This is a genomic window from Micrococcus sp. SL257 (assembly GCF_026625585.1).
In the GTDB taxonomy this organism is placed as follows: domain Bacteria; phylum Actinomycetota; class Actinomycetes; order Actinomycetales; family Micrococcaceae; genus Micrococcus; species Micrococcus luteus.
Genome location: NZ_CP113053.1, coordinates 616,331 through 631,497, shown reverse-complemented (window position 1 = coordinate 631,497; position 15,167 = coordinate 616,331). Strand labels below are relative to the sequence as shown.

The following is a 15,167-nucleotide window of genomic DNA, read 5'->3' as shown; positions in this document are numbered from 1 at the left end:
CGGGGGCCCGACGCCGGGCCGGGGCCACGCGCCCCGCGGACAGGTCTATGCTGAGAGTCCATGACCGGCACGCATGAGACCGCCCGCCCCGCCAGCACCACCACGGAGGCCGCGGCCTCCGGCCCCCTCCACCGCGTCGGATTCGACCGCGCGAAGTACATCGAGCTCCAGTCCCAGCACATCCAGGAACGCCGCCGCCAGATCGGCGGGAAGCTGTACCTGGAGATGGGCGGCAAGCTCTTCGACGACCTGCACGCCTCCCGCGTCCTGCCCGGCTTCACCCCGGACAACAAGATCGCGATGCTCGACCGCATCAAGGACGAGACCGAGATCCTGGTGTGCTTCAACGCCAAGGACCTCGAGCGGAACAAGGTCCGCGCGGACCTGGGCATCACGTACGAGGACGACGTCCTGCGCCTCGTGGACGTGTTCCGGGAGCGCGGGTTCCTGGTGGAGCACGTGGTGGTCACGCAGCTGGAGGACGCCAACCACCGCGCGCTGGCGTTCCTCGAGAAGCTCGAGCGGCTCGGCCTGAAGGTGGCCCGCCACCGCGTGATCCCCGGCTACCCGCACGCCATGTCCACGATCGTCTCGGAGCAGGGCTTCGGCGCGAACGAGTGGTCCGAGACCACGCGGGACCTCGTCGTCGTGACGGCCCCCGGCCCGGGCTCCGGCAAGCTGGCGACGTGCCTGAGCCAGGTGTACAACGATCGGCAGCGGGGCATCCCGGCCGGCTACGCGAAGTTCGAGACGTTCCCCATCTGGAACCTGCCGCTCGAGCACCCGGTGAACGCCGCCTACGAGGCCGCCACCGTGGACCTGGACGACATCAACCTGATCGACCCGTTCCACCTGGCCGAGTACGGCGAGCGGGTGACGAGCTACAACCGCGACGTCGAGGTGTTCCCGCTGCTGTCCGCGCTGCTGGAGAAGGTCACGGGCACCACCCCGTACAAGTCCCCCACGGACATGGGCGTGAACATGGCCGGCGCGGCGATCGTGGACGACGAGGTGTGCCAGGCGGCCGCGAAGCAGGAGATCATCCGGCGCTACTACAAGGCTCAGGTCAACGAGGCCCTGGAGGGCGCGGACGACACCGAATCCGAGCGCGTGGCCCTGGTGATGTCCAAGCTGGGCCTGAGCTCGGAGGACCGCCCGGTGGTGGGTGCCGCGCAGCTGGTGGCCGAGCGCACCGGCGAGCCCGGCGCGGCCGTGCAGCTGGCGGACGGCACCCTGGTGACCGGCAAGACCTCGGAGCTGCTGGGCTGCTCCGCCGCGGTGCTGCTCAACGCCCTCAAGGTGCTGGCCGGCATCGAGGACGACGTGCACCTGCTCTCCCCCGCCTCGATCGAGCCGATCCAGACGCTCAAGACGGTGCACCTGGGCTCCAAGAACCCGCGGCTGCACACGGACGAGGTGCTGATCGCGCTGTCCGTGTCCGCGGCGACCGACGAGAACGCGAAGGCGGCCGTCGAGCAGCTGGCGAGCCTCGAGGGCTGCGACGTGCACACGACGACGATCCTCGGCTCCGTGGACGAGGGCATCTTCCGGTCCCTCGGGATGCTCGTGACGAGCGAGCCGAAGTTCCAGAAGAAGGGGCTGTACCGGAAGCGGTGACGGTGGGCCCGGATCTCGAACGCCTCCGTTTGAGATCCGGGCGACTCCCGGGCCGTTTCCGTTCGGGATCCGGACACCTCCGGAAAACTCGCGCCCGCGCCTATCGCGCACGACGACCGTCACACTCGACGCCCACTCCCTCCCTAGCTGTAGGAGGGCATGACGTTGTTGACACGCACCGGGGCCAACGAGGCCGGTGGAGCATCTCCGCAGGAGGTATGCGGCCGATGGTAGTTGTAGTGATTCACCCACACCTGAAGGGCCTCACGCCGAGCCCGCTCTGAGGTGTAGGGGCGGGCGTAGAGGACCTCGTCCACCATCAGCCGGTTGTAGCGTTCGACCTTCCCGTTGTGACGCGGGGTGTAGGGGCGGATCCGGTGATGCCGGCCCCCGAGCGAGACCACCTTCCGGGTGAAGTCCACGGCCCGGTAGTTGTTGCCGTTGTCCGTGATCACCCGGTCCACGGTGATGCCGTGGGCGGCGAAGAACGCCCTCGCCCGGCAGAAGAACCCGATCGTGGTCACCGCCTTCTCGTCCTCCAACGCCTCGGTGTACGCCAGGCGGGTGTACCCGTCGATCGCCGAGTGCAGGTAGGTGTACCCGACCCGTCGGCCAGGCCCGCGTTTGGCCGCTCGCGCGTTCTCGGAGTCCCGGCCGTGAGCACGCCAGCCTCCCCCCTCGGGGATGCGCCCGATTTTCTTCACGTCCAGGTGCACCATGTGCCCCGGGCCGCGGGCGGTGATCTTCTGGGGTCGTTGGCGCAGGTCTTCTCCGGCCGGGGTCAGGTCCCGTAGGCGGGAGATCCCGAGTCGGTGCAGCCACCGCCCCACGGTGCGAAGACACACCTGGTGGCCCTCGCCGACCAGATGGTGATGGATGCGCCGGGCGGACCACTTGCGCTCCCGCCGCAGGGCGTGGATCTGGGCGACCAGGACCGGATCGAGCTGGGCAGGTGAACGGTGCGGCCGGCTGGGCAGGTCCTGAAGGCCGGCTTCTCCCTGGGCGCGGTAGCGGGCGACCCAGGTGGCCACCGTGGGCCGGCTCACGCGGAACTCGGCTGCCACGTGTGCTTGCGGGATCCCGTCGTTCAGGTGGCGGTGGACCATGCGCAGCCGGCCGGTGGGGGTCAGAGGTGCGTTAGCGTGAGTCACGAGCGGGCTTCCTTCCGCGGATGAGTGGATGTCGCAATTCCCATCCTGCGGGGCGGAGCCCGCTCGTCTCATCTCAGCCCGTGCCTCGTGTCAAGAACCTCATGACCCACAACACCTAGCTAGCGGCCCTCGCTTCCTGGTACGCCGAGGTAGGCATCTCGCGATCCAGTGCCCAAGTGATCTGCATCGGCCGTTCTGTGCCCGACCAATCCGCGAACTGCACCGTTCCCAGACACAGATAGGCAGCACCCTCTCCAATCGCATCCCTACCCGACCCTCGAACAAACATTAGGGTGTGCGACTCGCCGTGCTCCTTGCTGAGGTAGCGCTGGCCCGTGGGGGAGCGAGCGGTCGTGACGTTCTGACTCTCCCAGTGGAATGCGGACCGGCTGACGGCAAAGTCGCGGTACATCGTGCTGGGTGAGAACTGCCGAGCATCCTTTTTAAGGGTCACGAGGAGAGCATCGGTGTTGTAGTCCGGGGAGAAGGCCACGCCTTCCCGGTGACTCGACTGCGTGCGCTCCCACGATGAGATGTCCAGGCCGGCCAGAATCTCCGTCCGTCGATAGTGTGCATGGCTACGGAGGGCCGTCGGCTTCCCCAACCGCAGGTGCTCGGGAGCGGTCCGGGCGCTCGACACGACGACGTCGAGCAACTGGTCGACCTCCTCCACGAATGCGGGCAACCCCCGAACCCAGTCGAAAGCTTCGTCGAAATCGGAAAATGGGGCTGGCCCCGCCCCATGCAAGAGGGTGAAATACAGCATGCGCGCGTACTGCTGATCCTGCGGAGTCAGCTCTTCATAGCGTGTATTATTTGTGAGCAACCGGCGGTACGCATCGGCCCGCTCGGCATCGTCCACGTGGCGCAGCGTGATAGCACGGAGGGTCATCCCACGGTCGTCGGGAGTCATGATGACCCCGAGGTGGTTACCCATCGCGAGGTCTTTGACGGTACTCCAGCTCCGTCCCGATTTTCCTGGCCGGTACACGTCCTCCAGCCCACGGCCGGCCTCCTCGAGGTACCGCGCCAGCGCATAGTCGGCAAGTCCGACGCGCGCCGCAGTGGCGTGGTCCCGCACATCCCTGACTAGGTCCGACAGTTTCAAACCCACCTGATTCTTGAGATTGGCCAGGATGTTTTCCTCCGCCACCCGGTCCAACACGATCTGCGATCCCGGCGGGAGGTAGGGGAATCCTGCCTCAACGTCGTCGATCAACTGGCGCCGACCACTGCCCGTCAGCGCGCGCAGTTTGAGGTCGAAACGGAATTCTTTGCGCTGATGGCCCACAAAATCTAGCGCTGTCAGCACGCTCTTGGTGGGAGAGCGGCGGAGCCCTCGTCCGAGCTGCTGGAGGAAGATCGTGGCACTCTGCGTCGGTCGAAGAAAAAGGACCGTGTTGACCTCAGGGATGTCGAGCCCCTCATTGAACACATCGACGCCGAAGAGCACCTTCAGGGTCCCAGCACGGAGGTCTCTGAAGGCAGCGGCTCGTTCTTCTGACCCGGTGTCCCCCACCACCACGGCCGCCGGGACCTTCGCGCGGTTGAACACCTCGGCCATAAAGTGAGCATGGTCCACCGTGGCACAGAACCCCAGGGCCTTCATGGCATCGAGGTCAGATACCTTGTCGCTGAGCGCCGCCAGAATCTTCCGAGCACGGGCCTCGTCGCCGGTGTAGATCCGACCCAGTGCACCCACGTCGTACTGGCCATTACGCCATTCGATTCCTCGAAGGTCGACGTCGTCGTTCACGGCGAAGTAGTGGAAGGGCACAAGAATGTCCGCCTCAAGCGCGTCCCAGAGGCGCATTTCGGAGGCAATGCGTCCTTCAAACAGGTCCTTGACGTTGACCCCATCGGCGCGTTCCGGTGTCGCCGTCAGACCGAGGACCTCGCGTGGCCTGAGATGGCGGAGGAGTGCCTCGTAGGAACTCGCAGAGGCGTGATGAAACTCGTCGATGACGACGACATCGAACAGGTCCGGAGACAACGTGGCGACACCTAGGGCATGTCTGACAATCGTTTTGACCATGCGATCACAGCATTCAGGACCACAGCGGCCCTGTAGATGATCGCGTACTTGTCATACCGGGTCGCCAGACCCCGCCACTGCTTCAGGTGCGCGTACTGACGCTCGATGACGTTGCGGCCCTTGTAGGCGTCCGCGTCGAGGCTGACGGGGCGCCCGCCGCGGGCACCGCGCCGTCTGCGGTGGCCCTGCTGGTCGGCCGGTTCGGGGATGACCGCTTTGATCCCACGGGCGCGTAGGTGGGTGCGGATCGCCCGGGAGGAGTACGCCTTATCGCCCAGCACGGCCTCGGGGCGGGTCCGGGGCCGCCCTACTGGCCGGGTCACGCGCAGCTGCTCCAGAAGAGGAAGCAGCATCGGGGAGTCCCCTGCCTGGCCGGGGGTGATCAGGCTGACCAGCGGCAGCCCGGTCCCATCGACGAGCTGATGGATCTTCGTGCTCAGCCCGCCACGGGAGCGCCCGATGCCGTGATCGGCCGGCTCCTCACGCGGATTCTTGTAGTTCGATCCATCCCCCTGTGTGGCGGGTGATGTTCGTCGCGTGCTGGTGGGCGCGGGCGATCGTGGAGTCCACCGAGACCGACCAATCGATCAGGCCTTCGGCGTCAGCGGCGGCGGTCAGCGTGGCCAGCACCGTGTCCCATGTGCCTTCTTCGGCCAAGCGCCGATGCCAGGTCCACACGGTCTGCCAGGGCCCGTAGACCTCGGGCAGATCCCTCCAAGCGATTCCGCACCGGTACCGGTAGATGATCGCCTCCACCATGGTGCGGGCGTCGGCGAACGGCCTGCCGGCGCGGCCGGTCCGGGTCGGGAGCATCGGGGCGATCAACTCCCATTGGGCGTCGGAGAGCATCTGGAACCGGGACATGTCCCCAGGGTCTCAGCTGACTCGTGCATCTATTCTCAGACACGCCCTAGCCGAGCCAAGGACTGAACGGACGCAAACACGTGCTTCCACTGCGACGGATGCTCTCCCCCGACGAACAGCTCCCCGAAGGTGCCGTCGTTCAAAATGGCGCGGTAGGTCTTCCGGGCCTGGCGCAAAATCTCTTCCCGGTGCGCCACAAAGAGAAGAGTTGGGGGCGAACCGGCACGCAGTGCCATGTCCCGGTAGTCAAGGCCAGCTATCACCGTCTTGCCCGTGCCGGTGGCCGCGACGAGCAGGTTGCGGTGATGACCACGCGCGCGCTCAGCGTTGAGGTCATCAAGCATCCTCGCCTGGTGCGGATACGGGTGTACGTCCAGACCGCTGAGGTCGATGCGGTCCCCGCGGTCTGTGAATGATCCCTGTCGCAGTTCGCGGTCGAGGCGCTCGGCGTCCCGCTCCGGGTCGTAGGGCTCAAACGCCGGGTCGGCCCAGTACGTGTCGAACGTGGCCTGGAACTTCCTGACTAGTGATGGAGTCGCGATGGAGGACAACCGGACATTCCACTCCAAACCGTCCAGCATCGCGGCCTTGGATAGGTTGGATGATCCAACGTAAGCCGTGCTCCAGCCACTCTCGCGGTGGAACAGCCATGCCTTTGCATGGAGGCGCGTCGAGGCGGTCGTATAGTTCACGCGCACCTCGCCGCCGAACTCACCCACGATGCGATCCAGTGCTGCCCGTTCGGTCGCCCCCACGTAGGTCGTCGTGATGACGCGGAACGGCACCTGGCGCTCAGCCAAAGAGGCCAACTGTTTCTCTAAAGTGCGCAGCCCGTGCCATTTCACGAACGCGCACAACAGATCGACGCGGTCGGCCGAGGCTAGTTCGTCGCGAATCTCAGCGCCGATGCTGGGTTCCCCCACCGCGTTCGTCAGCAAGGCAACCTCGGAGAGAGGCGTCGCCGGCCGGGCCAGTCGCTCCTTGACGGGCGATGCGGCAGGTCGGATCTCCTGGAGCGTCCGCAGTCGTCCCGGTCGTCCGGGCTCTGAGACCGGAAGATCAGGCGCATAGTCCGCCCCCAAGGCTGCGATGACGCGTTGTACCAGCTCGACCTGCTTCTCCGGCGTTTTCGCCTGCGTCAGCGCATGCCGAAGCAGACCGCCGACATGAACGGCAAGTTGATGGGGCAAAGCAGTGTCACTGAGTGGTTCAAACCCCGGCTCGAGATTCTGCGCGGCGGCCAGCTGCTGCCGCACGTGCAGGGTTTCTACCTGCTCATATGCTCCCGCGGGCAGCCTAAGAAGACGCCCTGCGACCGCTTCGTCGTTAGTGCTCACGGTGCTGATTCTGACACCCCACCCGGGCACGTGGAGGAGTTCCCAAAGACGACCGATGAGTACTGCCCAGTGGCCTGCGCCGCCGCGCGCGCTCGACCGCGCCGCGCGGCACCTCGAAGGAGCTCGTCGGCGGCCGGGCCGCCAGCACGGCGTGCACAGCGCGCTCCCCCAGGATGCGCAGCATCCGACGCACCTCCCCGACCCACAGCAGCACCTCGAGGCAGCCGCCCCATGTCCGGCCGGTCACCGCGCGCCGCGGCCCGGCCCAGCGCCAGGGTGAGGCGCCGCCGACGCCGCGCGCGCCGTCGTCGTGCGGGCCTGGCACCGGCTCGCGCGTCCCGAACTCGCTGAGCGCCCGCGGGTCCAGCCAGTCGACGCCGTGGTCCTCCGACTCCCCCGGCTCCGTGATCTCCAGCCGCCCTCCCGTCAGCAGGGCGGCCCGCAGGGACGCGGCGTGCACCTCATCCACAGCCGGTCCCGGCCCCAGGTGCACCTGGGTGGAGCCTCCGTAGAAGCTCGCCACGCCGTTCGCCCACAGCCACTGGTGCAGGTTGGTGTTGTCGCTGTGACCGAGGAACGGCTTGGGGTCCGCGCGCACGGCGTCCGCGTCCAGGTGACCGATCACGGTGATCTGGTCCTCCCCGCCCACCGTGGCGATCACCGCACGGATCTGGGGGTCCGCGAACGCCGCGTTCAGGTCCCGCGCCCGGTCCTCGGCGCTCGCCCCGAGCTGCCGGGTGGTGGGGTACTCGACCGGCACCAGTCCGGTCACCTCGGCCAGGCGGCGCATCGCCTGCTCGTGCACCGCGGGCGCGAAGCCGGGAGCCGCGAACGACGGCGAGACGACGGCGATCCTGTCGCCCGGCTGGGCCTTGGGCGGGTGGACGAGCGGCTGAGTCATACCGGGAGCGTAGCGAGAGGCCATCTGTCCGTCGTTCCTCTCACTCAGACCAGACCACCCGCGCCCAGACCGCCCGGCACGCCCCTCACCCCTGACGCAGCTCGCGGCGCAGGATCTTGCCCGTGGCGTTCTTCGGCAACCCGTCCAGGACGGTCACCTCCCGCGGCTGCTTGTAGCGGGCCAGCCGCTCGGCCGCGAACGCCTGGAGCTGCTCCCCCGTGACGGCGCTGCCCGGGGCCAGCGAGACGAAGGCGGCGATCTCCTCGCCCAGCCGCTCGTCCGGCATACCCACCACAGCCGCCTCGACCACGTCCGGGTGCTCGTAGAGGACCTCCTCCACCTCGCGGGGGTACACGTTCATGCCGCCGCGGATGATCACGTCCTTGAGCCGGTCCACGATCATCACGTACCCGGCCTCGTCCCGGCGGGCGATGTCCCCGGTGCGGAACCAGCCGTCCTCGTCGAACGCCGCCTCCGTGTCCTCCGGGCGGCCCCAGTAGCCGGCCATGATGCCCTCGCCGCGGATGCGCAGCTCGCCGGCGGTCTCGAGGTCCTCCTCGGGCACCACGGTCCCGTCCACGGTGATGATCCGGGCCTCGAAGCCGTCCACGGGCCGGCCCACGGTGCCCGGGCGGATCGGGGCGTCCACGGGGTTGAAGAAGCACGCACCCGCGTTCTCGGACAGCCCGTAGCCCTCCAACACGGGAACGCCGTACAGCTTCTCCGCCGCGCGCAGGGTCTCCACGGGCATGCTCGCCCCGCCGGAGAGGGGCAGGCGCAGGCGGGAGAAGTCCGCGGGCTCGGCCCCGGCCTCGCGGCGGGCCCGGGCGACGGCGAGGAACGCGCCGTGCATGGTGGGCACGCCGGGCAGGAACGTCACGCCGTGGTCCTGCAGCTGGTCGTAGGCGGCCTCCGGCACGAACCGCGGCATCAGGGACAGGGTGGACCCGGCGAACACCGCGCCGTTGAGCACCACCGAGAGCCCGAACACGTGGAACATCGGCAGCGCCGCGAACACGACGTCGTCCGGGCCGAGCCGGCCCAGGCCGGTCGCCGTCGCCATGGCGTTGGAACGCAGGTTCGTGTGCGTCAGCCTGGCCCCCTTGGGCCGCCCCGTGGTGCCCGAGGTGTAGAGCAGGACGGCGTCGTCGTCGGGGTCCCGCGGGGTGATCTCCGTGGCCGGGTCGATGCCCTCGGCGGCGCACTCCCGCCCGACCGCTTCGAGGTCCAGGGTGACCACCTCAACGTCGACGTTCGCGGCCACCTCGTCCACGGCCGGCAGCCCGGGCATGGCCCAGAGCATGCGCGCCCCAGAGTCTTCGAGGAAGTACTCCAGCTCACGGGCGGTGAACAGCGGGTTGAGCGGCACCACCACCGCACCCAGACGCATGAGCGCCTCGTAGACCGCCACGAAGGCCGGGACGTTGGGCAGCATCACGGCCACCCGGTCCCCCGGGCCCACCCCGCGGTGGCGCAGCCAGCCGGCCGTCGCGGCCGTGACCTGGTCCAGTTCGCGGTAGGTCATGCTGGCCTCGCCGATCCGCAGGGCCACGGCATCCGGCTGCCGGGCCACGGTGACCGAGAGCAGCTCGGCCACATGGCCCCGGCGCTCGGTGGGCCGGCCGTGGGTGGTCGCGGAGGTGTCGGGGGTCTCGGAGGTGGTCACGGTGGCTCCTGATCTGGTGGGGACGGTCGTCAGAAGGGGTTCAGAGGAAGGCGGAGTGGCCGGTGAGCCCGCGGCCCACGATCAGCGAGTTCACCTCGTAGGTGCCCTCGTACGTGAAGATCGCCTCGACGTCGCAGAAGAACCGGCCGAGCCCGACGTCGGCGAGGATGCCGTTGCCGCCCATCATCTGCCGGCCCAGCGCGGCCGACTCGCGGCACATCTGGGAGGTCTTCAGCTTCACCAGGGAGGCCTGGGTCATGGACACCTCGCCCTCGGCCTCGAGCTGGACGGCGCGGTGGGCCATGCCGAGCGTGGCGGCCAGGTTGCCGGCGATCTGCACGAGCAGGGACTGCACCAGCTGATGCCCGGCGATCGGGCGGCCGAACTGGGTGCGCTCCAGCGCGTAGCGGCGGGCGGCGTCGAGGATGCCCTGCTGCGCGCCCACGGCCTGCCAGCCCAGGCCGTTGCGGGAGCCCAGCAGGATCACGTTGGTGTCCGCGAAGGTGTCGGCCTTCTCCAGCTTGTTCTCCGCCGGAATGCGCACGTCCGTGAAGGTGATGTCCGCGTTCTGCACGATCTTCACCGCGGTCTTGTGCTCGATCTTGGTGGCCTCGTAGCCGGGGGTGTCGGTCTCCACGATGAAGCCCTTGACCTGGTCGTCCTCCTCGTCCCGGGCCCACACGATCGCGATCCGGGACATGGTGCCGTTGCCGATCCACCGCTTGGCCCCGTTGATCACCCACTCGTCCCCCTCACGGCGGGCCGTGGTGGCCATGCCGCCGGCGACGTCGGAGCCGTGCTCCGGCTCGGTCAGCGCGAAGCAGCCGGTGTACTCCATCGCGTACAGGCCCGGCAGCCACGTCTGCTTCTGCTCCTCCGAGCCCAGGGCCTCCAGGGTGGCTCCCACGAGGTCGTTGTGCAGGGCGAAGTACACGCTGAGGGAGATGTCCGCGCGGGCCAGCTCGGCCATCAGGTGCCCGCGGAACAGCGGGTCCTCGGTCATGCCGCTGATGTGGTCGTAGCCCAGCTCCCCGACGCGGCGGGCGATCTCGTGCGGGAACTCGTCCCGGCTCCAGGCCTCCGCGACGTGCGGGGTGACGATCTCGGCCAGGGCGGCGCGGATCTCCGTGAGCTTGTCCTGCTGCTCGGGCGTCAGGAGGCGGTGGTACTCGAGGACGTCGACGTCGATCAGCGAGCGGGTGCGGGAATCCGTGGTGGTCATGAGGGGCTCCTGGAGGTCGTTCGAGGGGGTGCTGAGTCGTGGGGGTCAGGCGGTGGGGCTGGCCAGGGCGGTGAGCGGGATGCCCCGCTTCTCCCCCCATGCCTGCCAGTGGGCGGCGTCGTGCCGGGAGAGGGCCTCGGTGAGCTGCGCGCGGACGTCCCCGTCCGCGTCCAGCCCGAGGCCCTCGACGAGCGCGGCCGCGAAGTGCGGCTCGAGCGCGCCGACGGCCACATGGCCCTCGGCCGCCGGATACACCCCGTAGTGGGGCAGGGCCCCGCCCAGGGGGCTGCGCGGGCCCGTCATGCGGTGCCGGTTGGGCAGGGCCAGGGCGTGCGCCGCATCGGCGAGCGCCACCGTGGCATGCCCGCCGTCCCCGTCCGCGCCGCGGGCCCACAGCAGGGCCAGCGCGGCGGAGACGGCCCGCTCGGCACCGTGCAGATCCGCCGCGAGGATCCGCGGTGGAGCCCCCGGCGCCAGCAGGCCCGCCGCGGCCTGGTAGTTGATGTCATGGCCTGGCACGTCCGTGCGGTCCCCGTCGTATCCGGTGATGTCCACCTGGCAGATCCGCCGGTGGCGGGCGCGGACGGCGTCGGCGTCCAGGCCCAGCCGGCGCAGCGCCCCGGAGCGGTGGGAGGTGAGGAACACGTCCGCCTCGGCCAGGATCTGCTCCATCTCGGCAGCCCCGGCCTGGGACTTCATGTCCACGGTGCGCACCGACTGCCCGCGGTGCAGCTCCTCGTAGAGGGCCGGCACCAGGGTGGCCACGGGGTCCCCGCTGGGCGGGAGCACCGTGACGATGTCGGCGCCCAGCTCCTGCAGGCGGGCCGCGGCGACGGGCCCGGGCAGGTTCAGCGCGATGGTCACCACGCGCACCCCGGCCAGCGGTGCGGCGCTCATCGGCCCGGCCCCTCGCCTCGCTCGGCCAGCTGCCGGAGGGTGTCGCCGGGACGGAACCGCTCGCCGTAGCGGTCGGCCAGCTCGTCGGCGCGGGCCACGAACGCGGCCGGTCCGCCCTCGCGGTGCGTCATGAACGTCACTGGCCCACCGGTGTGCGGCGGGAAGCCGATGCCGAACACGCCGCCGAGGTTCGCCGAGGGGGCGTCGGTGAGGACGCCGTCGTCGAAGCAGCGGGCCGTCTCGATGGCCATGCGGTACAGCAGGCGGTCCTGCAGGTCCTGCTCGGGCACGTCCGCCCCGGTGGCGAAGTGCTCGGCCAGGCCTGGCCACAGGTGCTTGGGGCCCTGTTCCGGGTACTCGTAGAAGCCGGCGCCCTGAGCGCGGCCCGGGCGGCCGAACTCGTCCACCATGCGCTCCACCACGCGCTCGCCCGGACGCACCGGACGCTCACCGCCGGCCTCGGCGACGGCCTTCTCCTCCTCGCGGCGGATGTGCTGGATCAGGGTCAGGGAGACCTCGTCCATCATGGCCAGCGGGGAGGCCGGGAAGCCGGCGTGGCGGGCCGCCCGCTCGATCCGCTGCGCGTCCACGCCCTCCTCCACGAGGGCCGCGGCCTCGAGCACGAGCGTGCCGTAGACGCGGGAGGTGTAGAAGCCGCGCCCGTCGTTGACCAGGATGGGCAGCTTGCGGATCTGCTGCACCAGGTCGTAGGCGCGCTCCACCGTGCGCGGGGAGGTCTGCTCACCACGGATGATCTCCACGAGCTTCATCCGGTCCACCGGGGAGAAGAAGTGCAGGCCGATGAAGTCCTGGGAGCGCTCCCGCGGGCCCTGCAGCAGGGTGATCGGCAGCGTGGAGGTGTTGCTGCACAGCAGGGTGTCCGGGCCGACCACCTTCTCCACCTCGGCGAACACCGAGTCCTTGAGCTCGACGTCCTCGAACACGGCCTCGATCACCGCGTCCACGTGCGCGAGGTCCTGATAGTCCTCGGTGGGCTGCACGCGGGCCAGGACGGCGTCGGCGTCCTCGCGGCTCATGCGCCCCTTCGCCACGCGCCCCTCGAGGAGGGCGCCCACCCGCTCACGGCCGCGCTCGGCGGCCTCCAGGCTGACGTCCTTGAGCATCACGTCCACGCCGTTGAGCGCGAGCGCGTGGGCGATGCCCACGCCCATCATCCCGGCGCCCAGCACCGCCGCCGTGGTGATCGTGCTGCGCTCGCGGGAGGGACCGCCCAGGGCCGCGCCGGAGCGCAGCGCCTGCATGTCCGAGTGGAACGCCTGGATCATGGCGGAGGAGGTGTGGCCCGTCACGAGGGACACGAAGTACCGGGTCTCGATGCGCGAGGCGGTGTCGAAGTCCACCTGCGAGCCCTCCACCGCGGCGCTGAGGATCGCCTTCGGGGCGGGCAGGTCCGCGCCGTGGAGCTGCCGGCGCAGGGTGGCGGCGAACGCGGGCAGGCGGGAGGCGAAGGAGGCCTGGGCGGGGGTGCCGCCGGGGATCCTGAAGCCCTTGACGTCCCAGGGCTTCGCGGCGGCGTCGGCGTCGTCGCGGTGCTCCAGGATCCAGCGCTTGGCGGCGGGCACCAGGTCCGCGGGGTCGGTCACGACCTCGTCGATGATCCCCTTCTCCATCGCGGCCCGGGCGTCGCGGGCGGTGCCCTGCAGCAGCCACTCCATCAGGGCGCGCTCCACGCCCACCATGCGCACCAGGCGGGTGATGCCGCCGCCTCCGGGCAGCAGGCCCAGGGTGACCTCCGGGAGGCCGACCTTCAGCCCCGGGTCGTCCACGGCGATGCGCCGGTGGCAGGCCAGGGCGATCTCCAGGCCGCCGCCGAGCGCCGTGCCGTTGATCGCGGCGACCACGGGGCGGCCGAGGGTCTCGAGGCGGCGCAGCTGGCCCTTGACCCGCTGCGTCAGCGCGAACACGGACTCCACGTCCTCGGGGCCGGCCTGGGCCAGGGAGTCCAGGTCGCCGCCGGCGAAGAAGGTCTTCTTCGCGCTGGTCAGGACGACGCCGGTCACCGTGTCCCGCTCCGCCTCCAGGCGGTCCACGACGGCGTCCATCGCGTCCTGGTACCGCTCGTTCATCGTGTTGACCCGCGCCTGCGGGTCGTCCATGGTCAGCGTGACGACGCCGTCGGCGTCCTGGTCCCAGGTGATCATGTGCTCACTCATGCCGGTGCTCTTCCTGCCGTGCTGGTCGGTCGGGTGGGTGGGGCGCTCAGACGCGCTCGACGATCGTGGCGACGCCCATGCCGGCGCCGATGCAGAGCGTGGCGATGCCGGTCCGCAGGTCGCGCCGCTCGAGTTCGTCCACGAGGGTGCCGAGGATCATGGCGCCGGTGGCCCCCAGGGGGTGGCCCATGGCGATCGCGCCGCCGTTGACGTTGGTCTGCTCCTCGGTCCAGCCCATCTCCTTCATCAGCAGCAGCGGCACGGCCGCGAACGCCTCGTTGATCTCCACGAGGTCGATGTCCGCGGCGGTCATGCCGGCCACCTCGAGGGCCTTGCGGCACGCCGGGGTGGGGCCGGTGAGCATGATGGTGGGCTCGGAGCCGACGACGGCGGCGGAGACGATCCGGGCCCGCGGACTCATCCCGGCCCGCCGGCCGGCCTCCTCGGAGCCGATCAGCGTCAGCGCGGCGCCGTCGACGATGCCCGAGGAGTTGCCGGGGTGGTGCAGGTGCTCGATCCCCGCCAGCGAGCTGTACTTCTCCAGCGCCACGGCGTCGAAGCCCGCCTCCCGGCCCAGCGCCTCGAAGGAGGGCTTGAGCGTGGCCAGGGTCTCCACGGACGAGTCGGGGCGGATGGTCTCGTCCCGGTCCAGCACGGTCATCCCGTTCATGTCCGTCACCGGGACCACGGAGCGGGCGAACCGGCCCTCCTGCCACGCCGCCGCAGCACGGCGGTGGCTCTGCGCGGCGAAGCGGTCCAGCTCTGCGCGGCTGAATCCCTCACGGGTGGCGATCAGGTCCGCGGAGACGCCCTGCGGGACGAAGTCGGTGGCCAGGGAGGTGGCCGGGTCCATGGCCCACGCGCCGCCGTCGGAGCCCATGGGCACGCGGGACATGGACTCCACGCCGCCGGCCACGAGCAGAGACTCCCAGCCGGAGCGGATGCGGGCGGCGGCCTGGTTCACGGCCTCGAGCCCGGAGGCGCAGAACCGGTTCAGCTGCACGCCGGCCACGGTCTGCGGCAGGCCCGCCTTGAGGGCGGCCACCCGGGGCAGGACCGCGCCCTGGTCGCCCACCGGGCTGACGCAGCCGAGGATCATGTCCTCGATGTCGGCGGGGTCGAGCCCCTCATGGCGGTCGCGCAGCGCGTGGGTCAGGCCGACGACGAGGTCGATCGGCTTGACCTCGTGGAGGGAGCCGGAGGGCTTGCCGGCACCGCGCGGCGTGCGGAGGGCGTCGTAGAGGAAGGCGTCCTGGGTCACGGGGTCTCCTGGGGTCGGGGTGGGTCTGGGGAGGTGGCGGGC

11 protein-coding genes are annotated in these 15,167 nt (G+C 69.9%); 1 reads left to right on the top strand and 10 read right to left on the bottom strand.

Annotated features, from left to right (window positions below; genetic code table 11):
* The first annotated feature begins 60 nt into the window (after nt 1-60).
* Complete coding sequence (locus OVA32_RS03005; RefSeq protein ID WP_081097767.1) at nt 61-1,617, top strand: DUF1846 domain-containing protein; 1,557 nt, start codon at nt 61-63, stop codon at nt 1,615-1,617.
* A 143-nt stretch (nt 1,618-1,760) separates the two neighbouring features.
* Here OVA32_RS03005 and OVA32_RS03000 read toward each other — a convergent pair whose 3' ends face one another.
* The 10 genes from OVA32_RS03000 to OVA32_RS02955 all read right to left on the bottom strand — a co-directional run bounded on the left by OVA32_RS03000 (nt 1,761) and on the right by OVA32_RS02955 (nt 15,125).
* Nucleotides 1,761-2,768, bottom strand: coding sequence for an IS481 family transposase (locus OVA32_RS03000; protein ID WP_267715000.1), 1,008 nt, complete (start codon nt 2,766-2,768; stop codon nt 1,761-1,763).
* Between the two features lie 115 nt (nt 2,769-2,883).
* Complete coding sequence (locus OVA32_RS02995) at nt 2,884-4,803, bottom strand: DUF3427 domain-containing protein (RefSeq protein ID WP_267715153.1); 1,920 nt, start codon at nt 4,801-4,803, stop codon at nt 2,884-2,886.
* A protein-coding gene (locus OVA32_RS02990; protein WP_267715151.1) for an IS5 family transposase occupies nt 4,773-5,667 on the bottom strand; the annotation gives its coding sequence in 2 pieces (ribosomal slippage) (nt 4,773-5,309 and nt 5,311-5,667; 894 coding nt in all). Before OVA32_RS02990 ends, OVA32_RS02995 begins: the two co-directional genes overlap by 31 nt.
* Nucleotides 5,668-5,702: 35 nt before the next feature.
* Nucleotides 5,703-7,004, bottom strand: coding sequence for a DEAD/DEAH box helicase family protein (locus OVA32_RS02985; protein ID WP_267715149.1), 1,302 nt, complete (start codon nt 7,002-7,004; stop codon nt 5,703-5,705).
* The gene (locus OVA32_RS02980; protein ID WP_050773895.1) at nt 6,994-7,905 is read right to left on the bottom strand and encodes an LD-carboxypeptidase; all 912 of its coding nucleotides are present in this window, start codon (nt 7,903-7,905) and stop codon (nt 6,994-6,996) included. Before OVA32_RS02980 ends, OVA32_RS02985 begins: the two co-directional genes overlap by 11 nt.
* Before the next feature lie 85 nt (nt 7,906-7,990).
* A complete protein-coding gene (locus OVA32_RS02975) occupies nt 7,991-9,571 on the bottom strand; it encodes a long-chain-fatty-acid--CoA ligase (protein ID WP_245245393.1) in 1,581 nt (526 codons plus the stop codon).
* Nucleotides 9,572-9,611: 40 nt separating this feature from the next.
* The gene (locus OVA32_RS02970) at nt 9,612-10,793 is read right to left on the bottom strand and encodes an acyl-CoA dehydrogenase family protein (protein ID WP_210079077.1); all 1,182 of its coding nucleotides are present in this window, start codon (nt 10,791-10,793) and stop codon (nt 9,612-9,614) included.
* Between the two features lie 45 nt (nt 10,794-10,838).
* Nucleotides 10,839-11,690 carry a CoA transferase gene (locus OVA32_RS02965; protein ID WP_210079078.1) on the bottom strand — a complete coding sequence of 284 codons (852 nt, stop codon included), beginning with the start codon at nt 11,688-11,690 and terminating at the stop codon, nt 10,839-10,841.
* Nucleotides 11,687-13,864: a 3-hydroxyacyl-CoA dehydrogenase NAD-binding domain-containing protein gene (locus OVA32_RS02960; protein WP_049147533.1), complete on the bottom strand. Its 2,178-nt coding sequence runs from the start codon at nt 13,862-13,864 to the stop codon at nt 11,687-11,689. Before OVA32_RS02960 ends, OVA32_RS02965 begins: the two co-directional genes overlap by 4 nt.
* Nucleotides 13,865-13,910: 46 nt before the next feature.
* Complete coding sequence (locus OVA32_RS02955) at nt 13,911-15,125, bottom strand: acetyl-CoA C-acetyltransferase (protein WP_036336657.1); 1,215 nt, start codon at nt 15,123-15,125, stop codon at nt 13,911-13,913.
* Nucleotides 15,126-15,167: the final 42 nt, after the last annotated feature.

What these genes read in the sequence shown, in the direction of transcription:
- OVA32_RS03005 (WP_081097767.1), top strand. Translation starts at nt 61, where the DNA reads ATGACCGGCACGCATGAGACCGCCCGCCCCGCCAGCACCACCACGGAG.
- OVA32_RS02995 (WP_267715153.1), bottom strand. Translation starts at nt 4,803, where the DNA reads ATGGTCAAAACGATTGTCAGACATGCCCTAGGTGTCGCCACGTTGTCT.
- OVA32_RS02980 (WP_050773895.1), bottom strand. Translation starts at nt 7,905, where the DNA reads ATGACTCAGCCGCTCGTCCACCCGCCCAAGGCCCAGCCGGGCGACAGG.
- OVA32_RS02970 (WP_210079077.1), bottom strand. Translation starts at nt 10,793, where the DNA reads ATGACCACCACGGATTCCCGCACCCGCTCGCTGATCGACGTCGACGTC.
- OVA32_RS02965 (WP_210079078.1), bottom strand. Translation starts at nt 11,690, where the DNA reads ATGAGCGCCGCACCGCTGGCCGGGGTGCGCGTGGTGACCATCGCGCTG.
- OVA32_RS02960 (WP_049147533.1), bottom strand. Translation starts at nt 13,864, where the DNA reads ATGAGTGAGCACATGATCACCTGGGACCAGGACGCCGACGGCGTCGTC.